Origin of the sequence: Nostoc sp. GT001 (assembly GCF_030382115.1) — a bacterium.
Classification (GTDB): domain Bacteria; phylum Cyanobacteriota; class Cyanobacteriia; order Cyanobacteriales; family Nostocaceae; genus Nostoc.
The window spans coordinates 5,929,416-5,954,755 of sequence record NZ_JAUDRJ010000003.1 but is presented as its reverse complement, the minus strand read 5'-3'; the positions used below and the strand labels follow the sequence as shown (position 1 = coordinate 5,954,755).

The 25,340-nt window shown below is 42.5% G+C and carries 14 protein-coding genes and 4 pseudogenes; 2 read left to right on the top strand and 16 right to left on the bottom strand.

Translation table 11 applies throughout. The features are described 5' to 3' along the window. Positions 1 to 442 precede the first annotated feature (442 nt). From QUD05_RS28030 to QUD05_RS27995, 8 genes and pseudogenes are all read right to left on the bottom strand, one after another. On the bottom strand, positions 443 to 5,863 hold the full coding sequence (locus QUD05_RS28030; protein WP_289798924.1) for a phytase: 5,421 nt from the start codon (positions 5,861 to 5,863) through the stop codon (positions 443 to 445). A 109-nt stretch (positions 5,864 to 5,972) separates the two neighbouring features. Then, positions 5,973 to 10,067: a choice-of-anchor I family protein gene (locus QUD05_RS28025; RefSeq protein WP_289798923.1), complete on the bottom strand. Its 4,095-nt coding sequence runs from the start codon at positions 10,065 to 10,067 to the stop codon at positions 5,973 to 5,975. Positions 10,068 to 10,459: 392 nt separating this feature from the next. After that, positions 10,460 to 11,242 carry a COP23 domain-containing protein gene (locus tag QUD05_RS28020; RefSeq protein WP_289798922.1) on the bottom strand — a complete coding sequence of 261 codons (783 nt, stop codon included), beginning with the start codon at positions 11,240 to 11,242 and terminating at the stop codon, positions 10,460 to 10,462. 278 nt (positions 11,243 to 11,520) lie between these two features. Then, positions 11,521 to 12,247 (bottom strand): annotated as a pseudogene (locus QUD05_RS28015) (Uma2 family endonuclease). Between the two features lie 310 nt (positions 12,248 to 12,557). Continuing rightward, complete coding sequence (gene psb34 / locus QUD05_RS28010) at positions 12,558 to 12,728, bottom strand: photosystem II assembly protein Psb34 (RefSeq protein WP_289798921.1); 171 nt, start codon at positions 12,726 to 12,728, stop codon at positions 12,558 to 12,560. A 233-nt stretch (positions 12,729 to 12,961) separates the two neighbouring features. After that, a complete protein-coding gene (psb34, locus tag QUD05_RS28005; RefSeq protein WP_289798921.1) occupies positions 12,962 to 13,132 on the bottom strand; it encodes a photosystem II assembly protein Psb34 in 171 nt (56 codons plus the stop codon). A 109-nt stretch (positions 13,133 to 13,241) separates the two neighbouring features. Next, complete coding sequence (locus QUD05_RS28000; protein WP_289798920.1) at positions 13,242 to 13,373, bottom strand: hypothetical protein; 132 nt, start codon at positions 13,371 to 13,373, stop codon at positions 13,242 to 13,244. 13 nt (positions 13,374 to 13,386) lie between these two features. Then, on the bottom strand, positions 13,387 to 15,015 hold the full coding sequence (locus QUD05_RS27995; protein ID WP_289798919.1) for a mucoidy inhibitor MuiA family protein: 1,629 nt from the start codon (positions 15,013 to 15,015) through the stop codon (positions 13,387 to 13,389). A 158-nt stretch (positions 15,016 to 15,173) separates the two neighbouring features. Here QUD05_RS27995 and QUD05_RS27990 point away from each other — a divergent pair, with 158 nt between their 5' ends. Beyond that, a complete protein-coding gene (locus QUD05_RS27990; RefSeq protein WP_289798918.1) occupies positions 15,174 to 16,223 on the top strand; it encodes a polysaccharide pyruvyl transferase family protein in 1,050 nt (349 codons plus the stop codon). 360 nt (positions 16,224 to 16,583) lie between these two features. Here QUD05_RS27990 and QUD05_RS27985 read toward each other — a convergent pair whose 3' ends face one another. From QUD05_RS27985 to QUD05_RS27955, 8 genes and pseudogenes are all read right to left on the bottom strand, one after another. Beyond that, positions 16,584 to 17,510: a LysR family transcriptional regulator gene (locus QUD05_RS27985; RefSeq protein WP_289798917.1), complete on the bottom strand. Its 927-nt coding sequence runs from the start codon at positions 17,508 to 17,510 to the stop codon at positions 16,584 to 16,586. Between the two features lie 246 nt (positions 17,511 to 17,756). Then, positions 17,757 to 18,545: a beta-carboxysome assembly protein CcmO gene (ccmO, locus tag QUD05_RS27980; protein WP_289798916.1), complete on the bottom strand. Its 789-nt coding sequence runs from the start codon at positions 18,543 to 18,545 to the stop codon at positions 17,757 to 17,759. A gap of 58 nt (positions 18,546 to 18,603) precedes the next feature. Beyond that, on the bottom strand, positions 18,604 to 19,377 hold the full coding sequence (gene ccmN, locus QUD05_RS27975) for a beta-carboxysome scaffolding protein CcmN (RefSeq protein WP_289798915.1): 774 nt from the start codon (positions 19,375 to 19,377) through the stop codon (positions 18,604 to 18,606). Between the two features lie 169 nt (positions 19,378 to 19,546). Beyond that, positions 19,547 to 19,792: pseudogene (locus QUD05_RS34530) on the bottom strand (RuBisCO small subunit-like domain-containing protein); the annotation flags it as partial. A gap of 108 nt (positions 19,793 to 19,900) precedes the next feature. Continuing rightward, a pseudogene (gene ccmM, locus QUD05_RS27970) lies at positions 19,901 to 21,556 on the bottom strand (beta-carboxysome scaffolding protein CcmM); the annotation flags it as partial. 81 nt (positions 21,557 to 21,637) lie between these two features. Further along, complete coding sequence (gene ccmL, locus QUD05_RS27965) at positions 21,638 to 21,940, bottom strand: beta-carboxysome shell vertex protein CcmL (protein ID WP_289798913.1); 303 nt, start codon at positions 21,938 to 21,940, stop codon at positions 21,638 to 21,640. A 6-nt stretch (positions 21,941 to 21,946) separates the two neighbouring features. Continuing rightward, on the bottom strand, positions 21,947 to 22,291 hold the full coding sequence (locus QUD05_RS27960; protein ID WP_010995041.1) for a carbon dioxide-concentrating mechanism protein CcmK: 345 nt from the start codon (positions 22,289 to 22,291) through the stop codon (positions 21,947 to 21,949). A 92-nt stretch (positions 22,292 to 22,383) separates the two neighbouring features. After that, complete coding sequence (locus QUD05_RS27955; RefSeq protein ID WP_012410633.1) at positions 22,384 to 22,692, bottom strand: carbon dioxide-concentrating mechanism protein CcmK; 309 nt, start codon at positions 22,690 to 22,692, stop codon at positions 22,384 to 22,386. A 656-nt stretch (positions 22,693 to 23,348) separates the two neighbouring features. On the opposite strand from QUD05_RS27955, the pseudogene QUD05_RS27950 reads away from it, so the two are divergent. Further along, positions 23,349 to 25,206 (top strand): annotated as a pseudogene (locus QUD05_RS27950) (NAD(P)H-quinone oxidoreductase subunit F). The last annotated feature ends 134 nt before the right edge of the window (positions 25,207 to 25,340 follow it).

Genomic DNA, 25,340 nt, shown 5'->3' with positions numbered 1-25,340 from the left:
TTTAATTGTTGAGATGGTCTTCGCTCTAGTGAAATCAAAAAAGCAATATGGTGAGGAAAAACTAATAGTTTTAGGCTGCAAAGATGTAATTTACTTGTAAGCTTTTTGAGTCTTAACTATTAAATGTAAACTACCACTACAATTGATATTTCACTAGAGCATTTTGGTATCAAAATTAACGATGAAAATTGCATAATAATTAACATACATACCCAAAGTTGTGAAAAAATTGTGGGCTGGTTAAGAAATCTTGTATTGCAATCTTTTAGATAATGTGTTATGTACAAAATCATGCATAGTTTTGATGATCTAAAAAAGTTTTTGGCGTCAGATACTCATTTATTTCTAATCTTTATCTTTAGACACTTTCGCAATAATTAAATACAGCTTCATTAACTTTGACTGTGTAATGAAGCTGTAAAAATCACGTTATGCAAACAAGCTAAACTACACTAGCAGAGAAAACGAAGTCATTTGCTGTGAGACTAGTTGATTTAATTCCAACTAATGAAGCCAATTCTGCATTTCCAGTTTTCACCAAGGTGTCACTACCCTGTTGCAATAGGGTTAAAGCACTAAATTGAGTGACACTAATACCACCAATTCCAATCACATCAATTCCTGGAGTAAAGTCAGTGACGATGTTTTTACTATTTGGCAGACTGCCATTAGCAATCCAGAATTGGTCGATATCAGCACCACCACTCAGGCTATTACTACCCTGTTGGCCAGCAAATAGCACATCATCACCATCGCCACCAACCAGGGAGTCATTGGCATTAGAGAAGAGTTTGTCATCTCCAGAACCACCATAGAGACGGTTATTGCTACTGTTACTCGTCAGGGTGTCATTACCTGAGCCACCGAATAATGATTGACGAGAACCTTCAATTACCGTGAGAGTATCATTACCTGCCGCCCCAAACAAATTATTACTACCACTGGCTTCAACCACAGTAATAACATCATCGCCAGTGCCACCATCAGCATTGGTATTTTGAGCCGGGCCATTTTGACCAATAAATATGCGATCGCTACCATCTTCCCCGGAAACTGAAGAGTTATTCCCTGCAAGCACTGTGTCATCTCCGTTTCCAGCCAGGATTGTGTTACCTTCAGCACCTTCTACAAAGTCTGCTCCGTCACCTGCATTAAAGAATTGTCCTGGCTCAAGATTGACAGTATCGCTGTTGCTAGAACCAAAACCGTTCGGAAAAGTAGGTTGTACAGTTGTCAGATTATTAGGTAATTCGAGAATAGCGAGTTTTTCAGCAGCCGTATTACCTGTAATGTTGAAGTCGTTGTCGTTAAGCAAGGCTAGAGTATTGGGTGCTACCAATGCTAGACCTTCTAATTTTTCCACCCCGGTGTAACCCAACTGAGCAGCATTAGCAATCAAACTCTTGCTGACAGGGTTAATATTGGCAGTAGCTAACTCCGCAGAGGTAAGTTGTTCAATAATTTTACCAACTGGCAAGGTAAAGTTAGCAGGGTTATTGATGTTGGTCGCGCCAGCTAAATCAATTTGGTAAATTAGTTTATTGCCAGCAGATGTAGCATTGTCGTCTCGTTCAACTACTGCAAATTTGCCGTTACCCAAAGAAACTGCATCGCCAATCTTATCGGTTCCTGGTAGACCTTCTAGGCGATATAAATACTCTCCTGTTACCTGCTTGCTGACAATATCAAACTTTAGAATTCGGAGATTGAGAGAAGCTTTAGAAGTCGCATCATTGGCGACATCTGGATTATCAATTGGACTCTGAATAAAGGCATATAATTTATTACCTTCTAGCGCTACAGCTTCAAATCCTCGGTTATTGCGGCGTTGGGCATAAACTGCTGGCAATACCTCAGTGCCAAAAGTTCCATCTGGTTGATCTGGGTTGGGTGCTGTGGCAGTTCCTTGAGGGATAAAGCGATCGCTCAGTTTACCATTAACATCAAAGTGATAAATTGCCGGACGGTACTCATCTACCAGCCAGTAATCTCCATTTTCTGCAATTACAATTCCTTCTAAGTCAGCACCTAAAGGATCGTTAGCTAAAACATTTTTGTCTAAGTCAACGGCAATTTCATCTGTGTAGGCTAAACCGTTTCCTACACCTTGCAAATTAGGCAATCCCGTTAATGGGGTCGTTCCATCTTGGCGAAATAGTCCTGTTCTGTTGGTAATGCTGATTTCACCTGTGGTGCGGTTGAGTTCAAAGCTAACTATTTCTGGCTGGAAGTCGGGTAATAAAAATGGTCTATTTACACCATCAGGTTCTCCATTGGGTCCACGATCTGTGTTGGTGACAAATTTCAGGTTGCCATTTGCTGCAAACCCTTGGAAATATAATCCAGAGAAACCACCCAAGAAAATATCTTGATTTTCAGAGGTTGTACCTAACTTGGGTAAGTTTTCAAATTCATAGATAGTCAGCTTGGGTTGAGCAACAGGATTGCGCGGATCGTAACTAGTAGTGTCGATATTTAGAGAATTAGGGAAGGCATTGGCAATATTTTCCCAAGGTACCAGCTTGAAGTTAGAACTAATATTTTCCTCTTCACCTTCATCACTAACTATTTTGGCAGGTTCATTAGAACCATCTTGAGTGACAAATAAACCAAATGGAAAGTTAGGCCCCAATGGTACGTTAATTACATCAGCACCATCTGACTCTTGTACGCTGTCAATTGGCCCATTGTTACCAATGGCAAAGTTACCCAGGTATTCGTTGTTACCTTCACGAGTGTAAGCAACAAAAGTGTTGTCGCCTTGGCTAGATGCTAATAAGTAGCCTGTGCCATTTTTGCCGTAATAAATGGTCAGTCCTTCTACGTCATCGGTAAGGTTAGTACCGCCCAAATCTCTGACTTGATCAATTAACTTACCAGTTGTGCCACCGTTTGGTTCTGCTTGGAACTTCCAAATACCGACATTTTCCTGGCCGATGTAGAGGAAGCCAGTTTCTTGGTCTACCACCATACCCTCAGTTTGAGGATCGCGTCCCTCAATTGTCGGTACAGTGAATTCCCGCACACGTTCAGCCCCAATTTTGCCATTACCTTGGTCAATCAGTTTAAACTGAGCCACATCTCCAGTTTCTCGGCGACTGGTAAAGACATAGTAATCATTGGTGATGGGGCTTCGGTATAAAGTAAGCCCGTAAGCACTCCGGGAAGATGAGGAATAAGGTTCTGCAAAAGGTGCTGCTTGGAAGATAGTACCAATATTGCTATCGGTGATATTTTCCAGGTATTGTCCGGGGGTGGAAGGATTGGGGTTAATTTTGAAGATTGCTAGTTTGTCGTTGTTGCGATCGCTAGCTACGGCAATATCAACCGATTGATTGCCTAATTTAAAACTGTATTGCAGATCAATATTGTTGTAGCGAATACCACCAGGATTAACTGCTTGTAACAAATTACCAGACAAGTCATAAACCCGCAATCCAGCATTTTTGACTGAAGTTAATACTAGACTATCGGCAGAATTTGTGGCATTAACATAGATCGCAGGATCATCAGCATCGGCACGTTGATCTACTGGGAGTGTTTCATCGTCCAACAAATCGGGACGGGTTTCTAGTGTGGGTGCAGCAGTTGGAACTAAGTCTGCATCCAAAGTCAGGATTTGGGTAAATTGGCTTTGGTTAAAGTTGTTATCACTCACCAGCACAATCGACTGGCTACCATCTGCTAGTTTGGGGCCAAAGGTAATACCCTCAATGTTATCTGTACCGTTAGGTAAGTTTAAGTCATTTAAATTCAACAGCAGACGTTTTTGAGCGGGTTTGATAGTAGCTAATTGTTCAGTACTCAAATTATTGAGAGAATCGTAGAAGCTAATATCTGTTGCACCTTGCAAAGAAACTTCGTAGATTTTGATCGTGTTACCTACACCTTGTGCAAAGGAACGTTCTAACGCTAGTAATGTCCCACGATTATCTATTGCTAATAAATCTGTCAAACCATTGTCAGCAAAGCCTGTGCTAGGGTTGGGCGCTTCGGAAATCGCATCCGTAATGTAGAGGTATTCTTTTTCTGGTTGTCCGCTAACCAGATTGTATTGCAGAATTCGGGAAGGGCTGCCACTACTGAGCGAAGCCCTTAATCCATCTTGGGAAAGCGCGTTTTCAGTGGCAGTGAATAGGGTTTTCTGGTCAGGTGTGATGGTGAGGCTTTCAAAGGCTAAGTTATTGTAAACACCTGATGTCTGCGTGTCACCTGCATCGATAATACCGTTGCTGTTGGTATCTTCAACTACTGGTAGGAATTTGCTGGGGACAAATAGCGATCCTATTTCTTGCCCTGTTGTCAGGGAAAATTCCTTAATAAAGGGATCGCTAACTCGACCTGCACCAGGATTAACTTCACCTTCAGAAGATATGAAAACAGTACCATTGTTAGTTAAAGCAATGCCTTCTGGGTCAACGCTAAATGTTGCAAATAAGTTGCCATTACTATCTTTCAGAGGTGTGACATTGGTAAAAGCCACCTCAGTATCAGCAGTGAAAGTATAGAAGCGGGCGGGGCTAAATTGCGAGCGATCGTCTGAGATTGCATAGTAGCGGTTGTTAACTGCATCGTATGTGACACCAGAAAGTCCCCCTAATGGAGTCGGTGTTCCATTCACAGTTCCCGCCGTGCCAGCAGGAATAAACCCTGTGGCAAAAGTACTCTGTCCCACAAATCTTACATTGGGAATGGTTTTACCTGGTTCCATTGCTCCGGTTTGCACATCTGCAAATACTAAACGATGGTCAGAACTGGGGAAGGGAAAAGTACCTACCAAGGGAAACGTCGAATCAGTATTCAGAGGCCAAAATACTCCTGAGTTGGCAATTGTCAAATCAGCCGAGGGTAGCACATAGTCAGTCCGCAGGTTTCCGGGAGTGTTATCAGCAAAGTCTGCGGTGTCAAAACTAGGATTACCCTTTTGGCTAGCGTTTGCACCAGTTTGTAAGTCTGCTTGTTGGAGCGCACCCAGACTGGTAGGGATGACATTAGTATTGATATTGGGATTTTGCAACAGTTGGCGAATAGCGTTGTCAAAACTATCACCATCCAACGGATCTGCATTTTGGTCGCCCACAATCACAAAGCTCGATCCAGCAGCAATACCGCCAGTTTTACCCTCATCATCGTAAATGTAATTACCATTACCAGGAGTAATATAGTCTGCCCAAAACCGGATCTCGTCATGGTTGCGCTTACCGTTACGGTCTTCCGCGCCATCAAAAGTTGGGGGTGTGGGGTGGCTGGCGAGGATGTGAATTATCTCGCCGTTTACCTGGATGGGTACATCCCAGTGACTTTTAGAAGAAAGGCGTAGAACTGCCAATTCCTCCTGAGAATAACAATCATTTGGCTGTGGTGTTGTCGGATCGTCAGGAAGCAAAGCATTGGGCATATCCTTCCAGAGAAAATTTTGAAAGGTGCGGATGTTGGCTGTGTCAATGGGATATTTGGACAATAGCAACATCCCGTATTGACCAGGGAAATTCCCGAATCCGAAAGCATCATCGCCGTATCCGGTTGCGCCTGTGGTTGTAACTACTGTGCCGTTGTTGTTTAAGTCAAACCCAGAGGCAATACCCGTATTGGAAGGAGCGATGTAAAAGTAAGGGTAGTCAACGGGTGTTGTACCATTCTGGCTGACGGCTAGATAATTTTGCCGGAATAGTTGAACTGCCTCCGGGGAGTAGTCAAACTCGTTAATTAGCAATACATCCGGGTTATTACGCTGGATAATTTCTGCAACTGCCTTTGCTTGAGCATTGTCAGGAGTAGACAAATCGCTGACTAACTGACCTTCGGCATTACGATTCAAAGAAGCGTTGAACTGAGAAAAGCGAATTGTATTAGTAGTTACCATGTTTAATTCTGAGATAGATTCTAGACATGAGACTGCTTTGAACATTGGGAATAGGGAACCGCAGAGGCGCAGAGTACACAAGAGTTGTCGGAGTTCGATTAAATCTGCGTTAAATAAAGACGAAACGAGTATCTGTTGCCAAATTTGTATTGCGGTTTAACCCGTTTTCTACAACAGCAATCAATTCCGTTCCATTGTTGGTGAAAATACCTACAGCCGATCTCACTGACCCTAGTGAGTAATTGTTAGCAACTCCCTGAAGCTGAATTAGATCGTTTGCTTGAAAGTTGAGAATCTCGGCATAATCATTGTTGCGAGAACTGGTATAGAAAACTGAAGTGGCATCACCTAAAACGTAAGTATCCGTACCTTGTTCACCGTTGAGGAGGTCAATTTCGTTTGTGCCACCGCCCCAACCAATCAAGCGGTCATTGCCATTGCCCCCAGAAAGTCCGTCACTGCCAAGTGCACCTAAGATTGTGTCATTGCCATCACCACCAAGGAGTACATCTATGCCTCCCTTACCATCCAGGTAATCATTGCCTGTTCCACCGTCGATTAATTCACTGGTATTAGTGCCGATGACGCGATCGCTCCCTGCAAGAGCATTGACTATGTATTTGTTCAAACCAGTAAGTTCGCTGACAAAGATGATGTCGTTGCCAGATGTCGCCTTGTTATTGGCAACAGTCAAGTCAAAGGTATCGCTAACATTAGCGCCTTTAGCATCAGCAGCGGTAACTGTAACTGCGAAAATGCCGATTTGGGAGATAGTGCCGGATATCACACCTGTGTTGGCAATGATACTAGAACCAGTGGGTAAACCTGTAGCACTGTAAGTCAGGGTGTCACCTGGATCTACATCAGCAAATTTGTTACTGATATTGAAAGAAAAAGCTTTATTAGTAGAAATGATTTGGTCGTCAATCGGCTGTACTACCGTGGGAGCATTATTTTTAGGGAGATTAAACCGAGCTACGCTAGGGTCATGATCGCTATCCTGATCGGCAAACTCTGAGTTGATGTGAACTACATCATAACCATCCAGCTTGTTGAGCAAGTTGTTGCTAACTAAAACGTGGTCAAGGGTTTGGGCGTTACCTTCAAAATTGTAGGTGTAACGCTCATTTTGCGGCAGAGTTTCAATTAAGGAAGTCAGCCCGGCGCTTTCTAGGGTGCTGACGGGGTTGGAAAATTCAAAGTCATTTAAGTCACCCGCCACTACGACATTGGCATTGGGAGCGATCGCTAAAATAGACTCGACAAAGTTTTTCACCAGGGTAGCTTGTTGCTGGCGCTGGGTTTCACTACTGAGAGTTGGTGGTTGATTCGGCCCAAATAATGGTTGGTCGCCACCTTTAGAATTAAAGTGGTTGCCAATTACATAAACAGTTTCACCGTTGAAAGTAAATTCACCAACTAACGGCTTACGACTGCTGGTAAAGGCGGAGTTGGTAGGGTTGATTAAACCAGGACTATTAGAAACTGTAGGAACACCAGAAACATTGGTAACTGTGGTGTTGGTGGTGGAAGTACCGCCAGGGCGATCTACAAAGTTGACACGATTGGGATTAAATAAGAAACCCACCCGGATATTTCCACCAGGTTCACCGCCGTTCGTATCGTCTACTGGGTTAATTTGGCGATATTGATACGTGGGGCCACCAGCAGCAGTAATTGTATCAATTAACTTTTGGAAGGTAGTGCTGGCATCAACGACGTTATCATTTGTTGCACCGTTATTGTCCTGAATTTCTTCGAGACTAATGATATCTGGTGATTTGAGATTATTAACAATGCGATTAGCTAGGTTGTTAAACTTGGTTTGATCGTCACTTGGATCGAGATTTTCGACGTTGTAAGTAGCGATCGTCAGTTGGTTGGTGCTGGGAGTTAGGTTAGTGACTTCTTTTTGAATGTTACTGTTCTGTACTACTGTGGGAGCAGCCGATACTAAAACTTCATAGTTGTTAAAGCTGTAGTCAACGACACCAACAATAGTGCTAAGTTGCGTACCAACATTAACTTCAGGTAACACTAAGGAATTGTTCAGATCATCTATCTGAATCCGTTCAGGATTGAAGTCTGAAGCACTAATCAGGCTCCCACCGCGAACCGTTCTACCCGTCGCATTTGCGCCATTGTCTGCTAATACCCAAATTTCCTCTGATGTGCCAAAGTTTGCAGTGGGTGAAGTGGTAATTGGGTTATTAACCTGTACCAGCATTCCTTCTAAGCTTTCATAAAAGTCAATGCCATCCTGAGCAGGATCGAAGGTGGTTGTTCCAGTTTCAATATTAGCGATCGTGTCGTTATCGATTACCGTTGTCGGGATTGTTCTGCCACCATTACCTAGGATTGTAGCAGTGGGTAGATCATTGCCACTAGAAACGGTAACAATTGTGGGAGTGGTAATTTGCGTTTTAGTTAAATTATTGGCATCGTTGCCAGGACGAAACTCTGTAACTGTTCCACTGACTAATACCGAATCGCCGACGGATACGGTTGGCGCTGATGATGTGAAGACGAAAATACCTTCAGAAGTGCGATTGTCGTTGTCTGGAGTGGGGTCTTGCAAGTAAAAACCGTTACTTGCTTTCACTGTGACAATTCCCGCTACATTGCTGACAGTCTGATTTCTAAAGGATGAGATATGTGCCGTTCCCTGAATGTCGCTAATCCGAACGGATGGAGTTATTTCAAACACCGCAACCGTCTTACTGACTTCGGCCGTAGTAACTAACAAAGGCTTGCCTGTGGGACTATCAGCCGCCGAGACAAAGGTTAATCCTTCGATCGCAGTATCTTCAGGAGGGTTAATATATTGAACAAAGCTTGGCTTGTTGGGATTTGTCACTTCGTAGACAATGACATCGCCAGTGCGTTCTAAACCAATAAAAGCATAGGTGCGGTTGTTGATAACTCCAACTACCACGCCTTCGGGTTCAGGCCCTTTATTATCGCTGCGGGTGTCAAATGTATCAGCCGCACCATCTGAGTTAAACAGAGTTGGTACTTTGGTCGCGGTAATTTGTTCAAATTGGTCGCCACTATCAAATATTTGATTACCGCTTGCGTCCCAAATCGAAAAGGAACGCGCCCCAAATGCTTCGATGCGGTCAAAATCTCCGTCTCCGTCCGTGTCTCCTGTGGCATTTGTAACGGTTAACCGCCCCAGGTTGGTGTTTTGCTTCAGGGTAGCCGCATTGGGGAAAACAGTTGGATCTAAAGCATATCCGGCTGCGCCAACCCGGATTTCCTCGCTAAAACCAGTGTAGTCGCGGGAATCTCCTTCGTTGGCGGTGATGTAGTAAGTCTGTCCGTTGGCACTGAAGCTAGCGATCGCATCGGGTTGATATAACCCAAATACTGGCCAATTTTGAATATTGATCTTACCATCGCGATCGCTAGCATCTAATCCGTTACCTGGGAGATTGTAATTCTTCGCACCAAGGGGCAAAATATCGGTGATGGTGGCGCTGGCAATATCCAGAATAGCGATCGCATTATTTTCTTGCAAGGTAATGCGTGCAGTTTGACCGTCTGGAGATACAGCAATATACTCTGGTTCTAAGTCTTGTGCCACCGTCGAGCCGGGGCCAGTAATCCGTACACCTGCGGCTTTGAGTGTGGCGATCTGGCTATTGAAGCTTGTAAATGAGGCTTGGGCAACGGTTGCATTCGCCACGCCACCGGAAATATCAATAATGCTAACTGAACCTTCAGGATCTACCGAATTTGGTTGCCCGTAGCTGTTGGGTTCTCCCTCATTTGCTACTAATACCTTCGTGCCATCGGGCGTAAAGGTGAGCATATCGGGTAATGCACCCACCGCCACCGAGTTCAAAAAGTTGCCATTGGCGGCATTGTAAAAACTCACCTGTCCTGTCTGTTGGGCGTTTGTGCTGGTGTTTTGAATGGCGTAGGCGACTGCGACAATACCATTTTTCACCGCAACGCTGTTGGGAATAGCTTGTGTCCCTGCGGGAGGCGTAAATCCTGTTGTCAAAGAACCAGCTAAGGTTAGCGTCCCTGTATTGCTGACATTATAAATTTCAACTATGCTGCTAGCAACCACAAATAAGCGATCGCTTCCTGAATCAAAGGCGGATATTTCGGCTCCATTAGTACTGGTGAAGCTGCCAACTTTCTGCAAAATGCTGGAGTTATTGTTGGTCGCAATATCGCCTTGTGTCAAAGCCATTAATAACGTCTCCTTCAATTTATTTTGTATTGTTTGAAAATCGCCTGAAAAGCTGATGCTCAGTAATAATTTGCAAACATAATCTAGTCACATTGACAATCGCAATATCACTATCAAGAAAAACTATTTTGTAGTCAAAAAATTTACGGATTTTACTGATATTAATCCATATTTAACAACCTCAAGTTATCTCAGCAACGTTAAGAAACTGCTAGCAAAAGGTTAAAAGAATAAATAATATACAGCTGGATTTAGATCCTCGACATCTCGAAGAAGTCCAGGAGGCAGCAATTTGACGCCCATAAAAAAAGGCGGACAAGATGTCCGCCCCACAATAAGTAGTTGGATATTTTTTTATTTGAAAGTCATTTTGTATTAAAAACCACTCTTGCTTACCGGAATTTACCAGGGCTTAGACGAACACCGTTAGGTTGAGACTGACGACGAATTGCTACTCCACTCCGCAAATTGTTTCCAGTACCACCATCTTGACGATCGAGGAAAGGTTTCAGATTAATCCCACTTCTAGATGAACTAACCCGATTATTGCCACCGCCTAGAAGTGTGCGTCCTAAATTATATAATTCGTTGCCTCCACTACTGCGATCGCCATAAGTGTTAACGGCTATAGTCTGTTGTCCACTGTCAGCAGTAGTCAAGTTTTGGAAAATGCTATTGCGAATAACAACAGGATCTTTTCCACGGGGGACTGTCAGCACAATTCTACAGGTTGGATTAGCTTCAGTTGTAACGCAGACAGTATTTTCGTTGTTTTCTACGGATGTCTGAAGTTCTTGTAAACCATCTGGACGATAAAGTTCCAAGCGACTGGCAATTGCTGTACAACGCTTTTGTGCGTCCCAACCGCCACCTAAAGCCGCAGGTGCTGCCCAAGGAAAGAATTGTCCTGGTTGACTTTGTGGCTGGTACATGACAGTATACTGTCCATTATAAGTCTGACAGGTAAACCGAGTTGTACCATCAGCAGAGGGTGAAGGTGGTACACCTGTCGATGTGTCGATTGGGACTGGTGCTGATGTGCCACCTGATGGTACTGTTGGTACTACTACACCATCGCCAGTAGAATCATATTGCGCCATTGCTGCCGAATTGCCCAGACACAAAGATAAGCCAAGACTGCCCAAAGTTATCAACCGCAACATTTGTGATGACATAAATCATCCTCCAGGAGAAATTAAGTAGGGAATTGATAGTTTAAGTGACGAATAATTCTGGCTTTTGATTCAGCAAAAGCTTATTTTTTTCTCTCTTGCTTTTTTCTCAGCAATTAGCTTTTTCACCTGTGATTGAATTTCTGCATGATGCCCCACTCCTTAGTAGGCATAAGGGTTGTAGCTATTACGGGTAATCAGGTTTTCTAAATCACTGACTCGCTCACCACTGCCTGGCTGCGAAGAATTCGTTTCATTCTGCGGACACCTATGCATATATGCTAAGGCAAATTAATTGGATCGATACCTTGAGATTGTAAATAGGCAATTAGCCGTTCTTTTTGCTGGCGTTCCTCTTCAATTTGTTCCACTGCCCAAAGTAACAAATTACCTGCCTCATCCCACCAGCGCAACCAGTAACCAGTTCTGGCTTCTTTTGTTCCTTCCCAGGTTCCCAGAAATAAACCCATTGAATCAATCCAATGACGGCCATTTTCATCAGGTTGCTTTAACTCGTAGCGCCTGTTTTCGAGTTGGTAAAATTCTAATAAACCACCTTTTGGGTCAAAAATTATGTAAATTGGGACTTGAAGAATCTGCTCGTAAAAAAAACCATTTTCCTGGTGGATAGGTTCGTTTAAAAGAGTATTCTCCACCCTCAGTGTCAGATAGAAATTCCATCACAATTGCTGGAATATCTCCATCTAAATTAGGTGTATAGCTTTTGCGTTCTCCTAAAATCTGATTTACCGATGGCACATAAACCCAGTCGGGTGCTTTAGCAATAAATTGTCCGTTTACCGTCGCACAAAGTCCAAAATTTGAGGCTATCAACATCTGCGGTTGGATGAAACCACTTATCTCAAGGCTTTCGCGCAAAGCACCAGCCAATAGTGGCTGACCTGTATTTTCCACTGGTTCATCCTTTAAGTGAAAATCTGCGGGCAATGCTTCCCAAGATACTACCAGTTCTGTTGAAGATTTAGCTTCACCGAGTTGGGTTGCCATAAACACCCCCTTTTATTGATTTGTCTTCATTTTATGGCTGACCAATGGTTTGTTGCTGACCGAGCAATAAAAAAAGCTAGATGCAGAGAAAATATGTTATTGATTTGAGCGATACCAGCAAAAAACTGTGATGCTTGGTCGCGCTTGGTGTCTGCCTTTGTGAGAAGACTCGCTCACGCACTTGTTTGACAATATAATACACTCGCCGTTTGGGACACATAAAACACAAAAAACCCCGGCTAATTTAGCCGAGGTAAAGTCGAGAAGTGAGATTAACGATGAGATACAGCGATACCTAAATCAAAAAATCTTAGCTAACACTCAAACCAACCAAAACTAAAGCGGTGACGATTAAAGTCGCAAAAAGACCCTGTAAAACGTATTTACGTTGTTCCCAAATTGCTGGGTACTCAGCGTAGTACATCTTGGGTTCTGCTGCGTAGTTGTTGAGAATGCCGTCTTCGTTAGTGGTGGTGTACATAGTTTTTTCTTTTCTTTGTTTTGTTATCTTATGTAAATAAATATAACAATTTTGTTACAAACTGTCAACATGACTTGACAAAAAAATACTAATAGTAACTATAAAACTGACTTATCAGCATACTACTGCCGTTTGGGATACGTAAAACACAAAAAACCCCGGCGAAACTAACCGGGGTTACAGAGAGAAGTATGAATGACGATGAGATACAGCGATACTGAAATCAAACAATCTTAGCTAACACTCAAACCAACCAAAACTAAAGCGGTGACGATTAAAGTCGCAAAAAGACCCTGTAAAACGTATTTACGTTGTTCCCAAATTGCTGGGTACTCAGCGTAGTACATTTTAGGTTCTGCTGCGTAGTTGTTGAGAATGCCGTCTTCGTTAGTGGTGGTATACATAGTTTTCTTTTTTTTGTTTTGTTATCTTATGTAACTAAATATAACAGTTTTGTTACAAATCGTCAATAAGACTTGACAAAATAAGACTGATGGTAGACATAAAGCTAACTTATCTGCGATCGCGGACTCTGGCAAAGTGATTCGAGTCTGCCAACACCGGATGTCTCTTAACTCGTCGCTGCTGGCTCCAAATCAAGAGCGACCAAATCCTATAGCTGATTGCTCTTTCTGCCTGCTTCAATTTTTGGGATTCCCTAAATTTCTAACCCAACTACCATTAAGTCGGGTGGATATTCAACATTAAACTGGTAATATATATCTCGTCGCTCTTGAGGTGAAAGAGTTAGCAGCCATTCTAAAATTCCCATTTCACCGAGTTGAATTTGTGGGTTGCTGCGACTGAGGCGTACTTTAATTTGCTCGTTGCGGCTAACTGGCAATTGTTCGGTTAATTTTAGATTTACTTCTTTCTCTAGCAAGTTAGTAACAATCAACCGATAACTATAAGTAATCCGGCGCTGGTTGCTAATTAATCTTTTATCTACCAGACGTTCAACTAAATCGCGCTCAATTTTTAAACCTTCGTCAATTCCTAAGTTCAGTTTAAACTCTTGTCCTGGTGCAATATTCTCCAACCCAGTAGTGCCGACAAAAACGTTATCGCGGAAAATATTTGCTTTACCTGCTAACAAAGTCGCACCGCTGGGATTATTTTTCACATTAGCTTGTAGATAAGCAAAACTTACCAAGCGCGGCATTGCCACATAATCGAAGCTACAAGGATAATCATCATTGAAAATCGTAGTTTTATGAGGTGCGCCATCGCTGGGAATGTTACCACCACCATTCAGTTTAAAGGTAACTACACTACCTTCTTTGGATACTTCTGCTGTAACGGTTTCTGCTGGGATAAGACTATCCTGTGTAACTTCGTCTTGTTCTTCCCAATCCGCTCTGGCAGCAGCAGGTGGTTCTGGTATACTAGGCAGCAGTGGTGGCTGGGCAGCTAGTCGAGATCGTCGTAACATTTGGGGACGTGGCGCATCAATATACCAAGGTTCAAGTTTAGGTGGAAGTGTACCTAATCCTGGTTTAGCAGTAGAAAGGGTGAGATTTGCACCAATCCAATCTTCGCCAGTGCTTTGAGTGATTTCTGCAAGGTAACTCAGATGGACAATATCGCTGGTAGTGCTAAACCGTAAGTCATAAAGCGGATTCCAGCTAGCGCGATTTACGATGTAAGACACCTCTAATTCAAATTCGCCTTCACCCGCGACTTCAACTGCTACAAGTAAGCTAAAACTTTCTTTGGGATGGGGTGTTTGGATTATTTGCAATGAGGTGTAGAGTGCTTGCAGTTGTTTGTCTAACTCCTGCTGTTGAGTTTTGCACTCTCCAGATGCGATCGCATATTCACTATACTGGCTTCCAAGAAAGTTGAGGAAATCCAAAGTTTCACTGAGGCTGAGATTTTTCCGAGACAAACTCTGTGAAAAGGGTTCTTCTGTTTTTTCACGTAAGCCTGCAATAAAACTAGATTGCAAGGCTAAAGCATCCACCTGAGCTTGGAGGTGGCGTTTTTCTGCTTCTAATTGCTGAATTTGCCTAGTCAAATGTGCTACTCGCTCCGCTACAGGTTCAGTAGTGTAGATGCGATCGCTACTAATTCCTACCAAGCGTACCCCTACCGTACCTGTACCGCTAACCCTGACAGACTCAGTTTCTAGAGTTATTGGCACTGGGGTAATTACTAATTCCTGTTCAATTCCTGTTAAATCAACTACACCTCGCCGTGTAACCAATGCTCTGTCAGTATACACGGTAACAGCTACAATCTCGCTTTGTACTGTTTTGCGCCAAGACGGTATTTCCGGGTTAACCACTGCCAGTTTTCCCCCATTTATAATAACTCTGCTGGTTAATTGTCAATGCTTCTCGGTCTAACCGTCAACCCCTTTAGGTCATTAAAAATTTAAATTTTTAATTTTGCTTGACTAATGCAATGTCATAATAAATTACTAACCTTTAAAATTGTATCAATATGAATATTTTCCTTATCGGTTATTATGGTGAGGGTAATGTAGGTGATGATATATTTGTAAAGCAATTAACAACTTTTTGGAAAGCCCAAGAAGTTGTAGAACAAGTATTCGTGATGTGTCAAAATAATTATTATGATAATTCAGACAGTAAAATCCAAATTTTTAGCATTCATAAATTAACTAGATTACACAGGCTTTGGTTAATTTTAAAAAGTGACTATATTGTTTGGGGAGGAGGTAGCTTAAACCTCAGCATTAAGCCTAAATATTTAGTCAGACTTCAATTGTTATCAAAATTAATGGGTAAGCGTTTTTGCTTTATAGGCGTAGGTTTAGAAGGTGTTAAAGCAGAAGATAACGTAACGCAGATATATAAAAATGCAGATTTCTTATATGTTAGAGACAAAGATTCGTATCAAGTAGTCCAACAAAAAATTAAATACAATAAACACTTTTGTATGGGTGGTGATCTAGCATTTTTAAATTTAAATTTTTATGAAAAGTATCTAAAGAAAAAAACAATATCCAATAATATAAATAATATATCTTTTTCTGGAACATATTGGTGGGGCGAAGGTAGAGGCAAGTTTTATGCAGAACAGTTAATGCCATTGATTGAGAAGTTTAATTCAGTCATTCATTTACTGCCAGCACATATAGGAGATCAGAAAAACGACAATAACTTTCATAAATTCCTGAAAAAGTATTTACCCGAACAAAATTGTGTAATTCATTCATGGAACAAACCAGAGGAGTTTATTGAAATCCTTAGCAAAATGGATTTTCACTTGGGAAATCGTCTGCACTCTATAATACTTGCTGACATATTAGGGGTTCCTAATATTGGAATTGGTAATCATCCTTCAAAGATTAGTAACTACATTAATAAAACCGAAATGCTAACTACCGAAAGGATAGCAGATTTTATGGAGCCATTATCTCTAGACCGGATTATGAATATTTTTCAAACATATAAAAGACCAGAGGAATTTATTTTTAACGAGTCTAAGACATCTAAGGAAGGTTTAGAAAAACTTTTTAATATTTAAAAGGCATAAATTTTCTCTAAGAAAAAACTTACCATTAAATATAGAGTTATATCAGCACGCCAGTTCTTCACTTGAAGGTAAATAAGGTAACTGTTCACGGAGATAACGAGAAAATAAGAGTTACAGGCAAATTAGTGAGATGAGTTAGGCTTGTTTCCTCCTACTCTAGGGCTTGATAAGTAGGTAGACATGATGAAATATAAAATAAACTTCTAGTTTGTAGTGAGCGATTTATCGCTCAGAGCAAGGATTATCAGGACTAAAGTCCTTACTACAAACAATAAATTTATTTATTCCTAGATACTTAGTCGCTCAAACCCTCTTAAATTCGTATCCTCCCTGAACGCTTACCTTATCAGATTAAAGAGTATTAAAAGTAGTATCAGCTTTTTGGTCAACAATATTTTTTGCCGCAGCTAGTAGATACTCATAATAGGCACGAGCGACGATAGATAGCTGCTTGCCAGATGGGTAAACCATGTACCAATGCCGCTGAATGGGGAAGTGTTGCACGTCTAAAATGCTGAACTCTGAACCGTCTGATAGTAAGGTATGACGAGATAAAACAGAAATTCCTAAACCACCTGCGATCGCTTGTTTAATTGCTTCGTTACTTCCCAATTCTAACTTGACTTTTACCGTCACTGCTTGTTCTTCAAAGAGCTTTTGGACGGCACGACGAGTTCCTGAACCTGGTTCCCGCATAATAAAAGGTTCGTTAGACAGGCGTTCTATAGGAATATTTTTTTCTTTGGATAAAGGATGATTAGTCGGCGCAAAGACTATCAAAGGATTTTCTAGAAATGGTTCACAAGTCACATCGATATTGTCTGGAATTTGACTCATAATATATAAGTCATCCAAATTTTGACTCATCCGTTCCAAAATTTGTTCGTGATTTGTGACTTGTAGCGAGATATCAATCCCTGGATAAAGTTCGCAAAATGGCCCTAACAAACGTGGGATAAAATATTTAGCTGTTGTGATCACTGCCAAACGTAATTGTCCCTGTTTTAGCCCTTTTAAATCTGCCACCTTCATTTCGTACTGGGCTATATTGTGAAAAATCTGCCGACAAGTGGCAAATAATTCCCGTCCGGCTTCCGTCAGATACAACCGCTTCCCTACTTGCTCAAATAATGGCAACCCTACCGATTTTGTTAGTTGCTTGATCTGCATAGAAACGGTAGGTTGGGTGAGAAACAATTCCTCAGCAGCACGAGTAAAGCTACTGTGCCGTGCCGCCGCCTCGAACACCTTTAACTGGTGCAGCGTCGCTTGGTTCAAGGGTGATTCTCCTGTATATAGCGATTAATAGATATAAAACTAGTATTGCTGAACACTGGCAAATGATATAGTGATGCTCACAGAAAGTTACGAGTTCTATCCATAGATAAAACTCTACTGTTTTTATTAAAATAAAGGTATTTTACTTATGGTTATAAGAAGCTATTATCAGAACAGCTAAAGCGTAAGATGCCTTCCATCTAAACGATGAATGCTGAATGATGATTTGACAAAATTCATCTATCATCATTCATCATTCCATAATTCTTCTTGAACTTTTGTCGGTAACTTGGTTAAGTCTGGTAATCTTAGTACCTCGATTTCCGCAACTTGTTCTTTGATATTCACTGGCAAGTTTAATGGTTCGCGTTCTTCTATCCAGCAGCTTGCCAATGGCAAAGTTAACTCCATTTCATCCAGCGGCCGAGGAATTACCATCACTGCATTTAATTCTCCAATGCGTTCTGCTTCAAACATTCCCGCTTCTACTGCTACCGCCACATTGGCTACGGAACCCCGAATAATTGCTGTACACAAACCCCCACCAATTTTTTCATAAGCTGCTAAATGAACATCAGCAGCTTTGAGCATGGCATCACATGCTCCTACCATCGCGGGAAATCCTCGCGTTTCGACCAAACCAATTGCTTGGTTACTCAGGCGGCTGGAATTGCCCTCTTGCATTAATTTAGTGAAACGAGTTGTAATGGGAAGCACTATATCTAGGTTGGGATAAGGTCGGGGAATCACCAAACTAGAAACCAACTGACCAAACTGTTCAGCTGTTTGTACACCAGATTCTACCGCTAGACGCACGTCAGCAATTCCACCACGGACGATCGCAGTACAATAACCACCACCAATTTTTTCATACCCAACTAGGTGAACTCCCGCTGATTTCAGCATCATATCCGCCGTCCCAACGATCGCCGGAAAGCTGCGGGTAGAAACTAAACCCAAAGCAGTATCTTGAAAGGTTTCTTGACTACTCGCTCCTTGGATAGTGCGAATAGACCGTTGATTGTATGTTTCCATTGATGAATTCTCCAAAATACGGAAAAAGCCGACACCTTACAATTAACACTTACTCTGACTAATCGTCAGAGTTTGGGTCGCTCAAGGATTGTCTATGAGGAAACAGTGTAGTCAACAGTCTGCTTATGCTCCCTTGTCCATAAATTTGAGTCCCAAAACCGTTAGGGGATTCTGTGGTTGGCTGATTGGGGTCTAAGTTATGTTCTGTTGACGGTTTGGCTGACTCCAAAGTGGAGTCAGCATCATTGATCGGTTCCTCCACAGGAGGTGGCTGACTTTCTGGAGTTGCGGGAGATTTAAAATAAGAGATCGACTTGTTTTGTTTAAAATCGACAAAAGCCGAAGCTGAGAAGTTAGTTGAGGAAACTACTTTTTCCTTAACTCCACCTGAGCTATTTTCCTCTTCCTTCAGTGGTGGTGTATTGGTAGTAGAAGTTGGGTTATTTGTAGATGTTTCCAGCTGTTTTGTTGGCTCAATCTGCCGACTGGTATCTCCTAAAATTGAACCAGGCGGTACTACTTGCCCAGGTTCAACCGAATAGTTAAAAACTGTTGTCGCAGAACCAATGCAAGCATTTGCGCCAATTTTGCCTTTGCCAATCATCAAAAAACCGGCTCCCAGGTTTGCACCTGCTTCTACTTCTAGAGTGCCTTCATGGACTTGGAGAATTGCTCCCATGCCAATACAGACCCCTGGACCAATGACGATCTTGCTGTTTACAGCCGCTTGGAGGATTACCCCAGGTGCAAGTACCGCGCTTGGATGAATAGTCACCTCACCACTAATATAAGTATCAAAGTTATTGCTGAGGCGCAGTAGCGGCACAGACATGGAAATTTTAACCTCGGAAGCCGGAAGAAGATAGAGAGTTAGAAGTTAAAAGTGAGGAGTTAGGAGTTAGTTAAAAGTGGGGAGTTATAAATTTTAAGTTTAGAGTTATGAATTAACAATTTTTTTTAACTCCTAACTCCTAACTCCCAACTCCTAACTTCCTAACTCCTTAAGGTCGTTGAATAATCGTTTCCAATACGCGACGCTTGGCTTTGGGGTCAACACCAATTAAGCGCACATATTCCCCTTGATATTCGCCGAGTTGTCTTTCTACGGCGGCGATCGCTTCTCTTTCTGAGGAGGCTTGAATTTGACCGGTACTAGTCCAGGAACCTGTACGGAATCGCCGTTGATCTACGTGTTCAATGCTAATTTTTGAGCCGCTAGCCAATAATTGCCGGAGTTGGTCTACTACTTCACTACTCAAGCGGGTAGCTGTTGCTGTTGCTGTTGCTGTTGCAGAGGGTGCTGCACTAGTAGTAGTAAATGATTTCTGACTGCCAGAGGAGGCTGCTTGACCATTTGGACGTTGGATAATGGTCTCTAATACCCGCCGTTTAGCTTTAGGGTCAATACCAATTAAACGTACATATTCCCCTGGATATTCGCCGAGTTGTCCTTCTACGGCTGCGATCGCTTCTCTTTCTGAAGAGGCTTGAATTTGACCGGTACTAGTCCAAGAACCTGTACGGAAGCGGCGCTCATCTACGTGTTCAAGGCTAATTTTCGATCCGCCAGCCAATAAATGCCGGAGTTGGTCTATTACTTCACTACTCAAGCGGTTACTGCTAGCTGTTCCCGTACCAGAGGGTGCTGCATTAGTAGTAAATGATTTCTGACCACCAGAGGAAGCTACTTGACCATTTGGACGTTGGATAATAGTCTCTAATACTCGCCGTTTGGCTTTGGTGTCAATACCGATTAAACGTACATACTCACCTTGATGGCTTGCTATGCATTCTTCCAAAGCGGAGATGACTTGATTTGTGGAAGTTGCATCAATTGGCTTACAACTAGTCCAGGAACCAGTACGGAAACGACGCTCATCTACGTGTTCCATGCCAATTTTGTAACCACCTGCCAAGAGTTGGCGGATTTGCTCTAGAGTTTCGCCACTGACCTTGCCACTGCTAGAACCGTTACCGTTGCCGTTACCATTACTACTGCTGTAACTGCTATTGCTACGACCAGTCGGTGCTTTAAAGCTGCTAGCTGGTTTTGCATCATCATCGGGACGTTGGATGACGCTTTCTAGCACACGTCGTCTATCTTTGTCAATCCCAAACAGTCGGACATACTCTCCGCTATGGTCATTTAGACAGCTTTCTAATGCTGCGATCGCTTCACCGAGGGATCTCGGTTCGATTGGTTGGCAACTAGTCCAAGAACCTGTGCGGAAACGTCTTTGGTCTACGTGTTCCGTACCAATTTTATACCCTTGTCCCAATAGATACCGTAACTGATCTATTGTTTCTGCACCCAAGCTATTGCTCGACACTTCACTACTCCTTTCCAACTCTAAAACAGTAATACCATTACCTGTATAAGATTTAGCGTTCTCATCCCGGATGGGTGCTATACATTTGCTATCCGCAGCACAGAGATAACCAGCTCGTAATGCCTGATTAATCCCAACCACATGATGAGCAAATTCTTTATCCTGATCTTGCACATCTGGCAAGCGATCGGCTTGCTGCTGGCTGGTGATTATCGCTCCCGAAGGTACATACTTACCAGAGGGAATCTCTACATCTTGAATCAAGGCGTGCATCATTACGATGCAACCTGCACCCACCCTGGCATTAAACACCGTAGAGCGAAAGCCAATGAAGGAATTATCACCTACATAAGCTGGCCCGTGAATTAGAGCCATGTGGGTAATACAAGCGTTTTTACCAATCCATACTGAGTATTTATTTTGGTCATCGCCAATTACTCTGCCTTGCTCCAACCCATGAATGACAACACCATCTTGAATATTGGTGTTTTCACCAAGATAAAAGGGTGTGCCTTCATCCGCTCTAATCGTAGTCCCCGGAGCAACGATTACATTTGCACCTATTCGTACATCCCCAATCAGATTGGAGAATGAATGTACAAAAGCTGTTTCATGGATTTTGGGTTCAGCTAAATTCCTTGACCACGGGGTTGGGGGTGCCGCCGTGCTGCGGACTGCCATCGCGAGATTCCTCCTGTATTGTCTGCCATTAGTCATTTGTCCTTTGTTGAAAGCTAATGACTAATGACCAATGACTAATGACTATCGATATTGATCTTTTTTGCTGTAAATGAGGCGATCTTCAACGTAAATAGTATCTATGATCGCCACCACTGCTGCATCCAATGGACGCTGTTCATTGCCAACAACTTGACGAGCGGCACTACCACGAGTGATGAGTACCCACTCATCTACTCCTGCTCCCACAATATCTGCTGCTACTTCATACTCTGGTAGGATATTGCCGTTTTCATCTACTAATTGTAACAATAGTAGTTTCACACCTCTAAGAGTTGGCTCTTTTTGGGTGCTAACTACTGTGCCGCGAACTTTGGCAATTTGCATTACAAATTACGGTCTTCTACCAAAAGGACGAATTGCGTTCACATTTTCCCGGAACTGCTCTACGTCTTCCGTATAACGAATTGGGAGAACGTATTCCAAGTTTTCGTGAGGACGAGCAATGATATGAGTAGACAGCACTTGTCCACCATTAACTCGCTTTACAGATTCAACTCCTGCGGCTACAGAAGCTTGCACTTCCGAAACGTCACCCCGAACAATTACCGTCACCCGACCACTACCAATTTTTTCATAACCTACTAAAGTGACGCGGGCAGCTTTCACCATTGCATCAGCAGCTTCCACTACTGCTGGAAAGCCCAGCGTTTCAACCATTCCCACTGCAATTGACATTAGTTTTAATCCCTATTTCAAAGTTTTTAGCCTTGGACAAAAGTGATGCTCTTTTCAGGCAAAGAGCGTTAATTACTTTGTTTAAACAGCTTTTAAGTACGGAATTGTTCCACCGCTTCTGTGTAACGTATCGGCAAGACGTATTCCAGGTTTTCGTGAGGACGAGCAATGATGTGAGTGGATAATACTTCACCACCAAAGACTCTTTTGGCCGCTTCAACCCCAGCGGCTACAGAAGCTTGCACTTCCGATACATCTCCCCGAACTATCACGGTGACGCGAGCGCTACCAATTTTTTCATACCCTACTAAGGTGACACGGGCGGCTTTCACCATCGCATCAGCAGCTTCCACCACTGCTGGAAAGCCCTTCGTTTCAATCATTCCAACTGCAATTGGCATCGCAGAACTCCTACAAAATTAATGCAATCTGTACTGTCGTTTGAATTTTTTGACGGGGAGAGCCTGATCTTATAGCTAAGAAAACACTTCCAAATTAAGCATAGGAAAGCTTGGCGTTCCTGGCAATATAAATTACTATAATAGTTTATGATAAGAAAGTTTTAAAAAACTTAACAAAAAGTTATCTAGGCATCTGAGCAATTAAAGTTTACAGATTCCTTGAGCTGGCACTTATGCTTTATAATTTCTTTATTACATTTACAAAACGACATTCATAACCAAGGCTAATCCCATCTGATGAGGGGTAAGCGGCGGCTGTATGTTTTGCTGTATCTATCTTTCCTCAAATATTTCTAGGTGTACAAGGACTAAGTGAAACATATATAATTTTTTCAAATATATCGTATAAAGTACTCTGCTTAAAGTAGAAATACAAATGTAAAAAGGTCGGTGATGTTAAGGCAAGTAAATGCTTTTGCTTATGTAAAGTTATATTTTACTTATATTTAATAGGGTAGCATTAAGTAAAAGTACTTCTGGAAGTTTAGTTAAAAAAATAGTAAAGAAACATCGATATTTTGGTAAGTTGATTTTATTAAATAAATAATTGGTTGGAATTTTTTTTAAATCAAGGCTGAGTAATTAAGGGAATTTAAATGGAGCAATTTCTATTTTCAACAAGTTGGTTTGTGCCTTTGTATAGCTTATTGGGCGCAATTTTGACCTTGCCGTGGGGAATAGGAATAATTCAGCGAACAGGGCCAAGACCTGCGGCATACTTCAACTTGTTGACGACCGTTTTAGCTTTTATCCATAGCCTGTTTGTATTTAAAAATATCTGGGATAGAGAACCAGAAAACTTACTAATCAATTGGTTCAAAGCAGCAGATTTAGACTTATCTTTTGCCTTAGAACTATCGCCAGTCAGCATTGGGGCAACAGTTTTAATTACGGGGTTAAGCTTACTGGCACAAGTTTACGCTCTGGGTTATATGGAAAAGGACTGGTCGTTGGCGCGTTTTTTTGGGCTACTGGGATTTTTTGAAGCAGCGCTATGTGGTCTAGCAATCAGTGATTCTTTGTTTGTCAGCTATGCCCTTTTGGAAGTCTTGACGCTTTCGACTTACTTGCTGGTAGGTTTCTGGTACGCTCAACCATTAGTAGTGACAGCGGCACGGGATGCGTTTTGGACTAAGCGGGTAGGAGACTTGTTGCTACTGATGGCTGTAGTGACACTTTCTACCTTAGCCGGAAGTTTGAACTTTTCGGATTTATATGAGTGGGCGCAAACAGCTAATTTAAGTCCAATGACATCGACGCTGCTAGGTTTGGCACTAATTGCTGGGCCTGCTGGTAAATGTGCCCAATTTCCACTACACCTGTGGTTAGACGAGGCAATGGAAGGAGCCTAACCCCGCCTCGGTAATGCGGAACTCTCTGGTGGTAGCTGGTGGTGCTTATTTACTGTATAGATTTCAGCCATTATTAGCGCTGTCGCCAATTGCCTTGAATGCTTTGGTAGTCATGGGTACGGTGACTGCGATTGGGGCCACATTAGTATCTATAGCTCAAATTGACATTAAGCGATCGCTGTCTCATTCCACCAGTGCATACATGGGGTTAGTGTTTTTGGCGGTGGGGTTACAGCAAGGGGGTGTAGCCTTGATGTTGCTGTTAGCTCATGCGATCGCTAAAGCATTATTATTTATGAGTTCAGGTTCAGTCATCTTGACTACCCAAAGCCAAGACTTAACAGAAATGGGCGGTTTATGGTCGCGGATGCCAGCCACCACCACAGCCTTTGTAGTTGGTTCAGCCGGGATGGTAACACTGCTACCCTTGGGAAGTTTCTGGGCAATGCTAGCGTGGGCTGACGGTTTCGTGAGTATTAGCCCTTGGGTAATTGGAGTTTTAATATTAGTCAATGGTTTGACAGCATTAAATTTGACAAGAGTATTTAGATTAGTCTTCTGGGGGAAACCGCAACAAAAGACCCGTCGCACCCCAGAAGTTGGTTGGCAGATGGCCTTCCCAATGGTGTTTCTGACAGTGCTGACTCTGCTTCTACCTCTGATGTTACAGCAATGGTACTTACTACCAGATTGGGAAAGTATTAATTGGTATGTGGTGTTAGCCTTGTTTGGGTCTACCGTAGTGGGGGTAGGTGTAGGGTGTACAGTTTATCTGCACAAAGCTTGGTCAAGATCCAGAATCTTGGCGTGGAGATTTCTGCAAGACCTGTTAGGTTATGATTTTTATATTGACCGAGTTTATCTTGTAACCGTGGTAAGTGTAGTAGCACTGCTATCTAAAATCTCTGCTTGGAGCGATCGCTACTTGGTTGACGGTTTCGTAAACTTGGTTGGGTTTGCGACCATTTTCGGCGGACAAACCTTAAAGTACAGCATTTCTGGGCAATCTCAGGGCTATATGTTGACCATCCTAGCAGTTGTCAGCGTCTTGGGTTTTTTCATCAGTTGGTCATTAGGTTTACTAGATAAATTGCCTTTTTAAGCGAGTTAGGAGTGAAAAGTTAGAAGTTAGAAGTTAGGAGTTATTATTCTCCCCCTGCTCCCCTGCTCCCCTGCTCCTCGTTCACTGAGCGTAGCCGAAGTGCTGCTCCCATACTCCCCTGCTTCCCCCGCTCC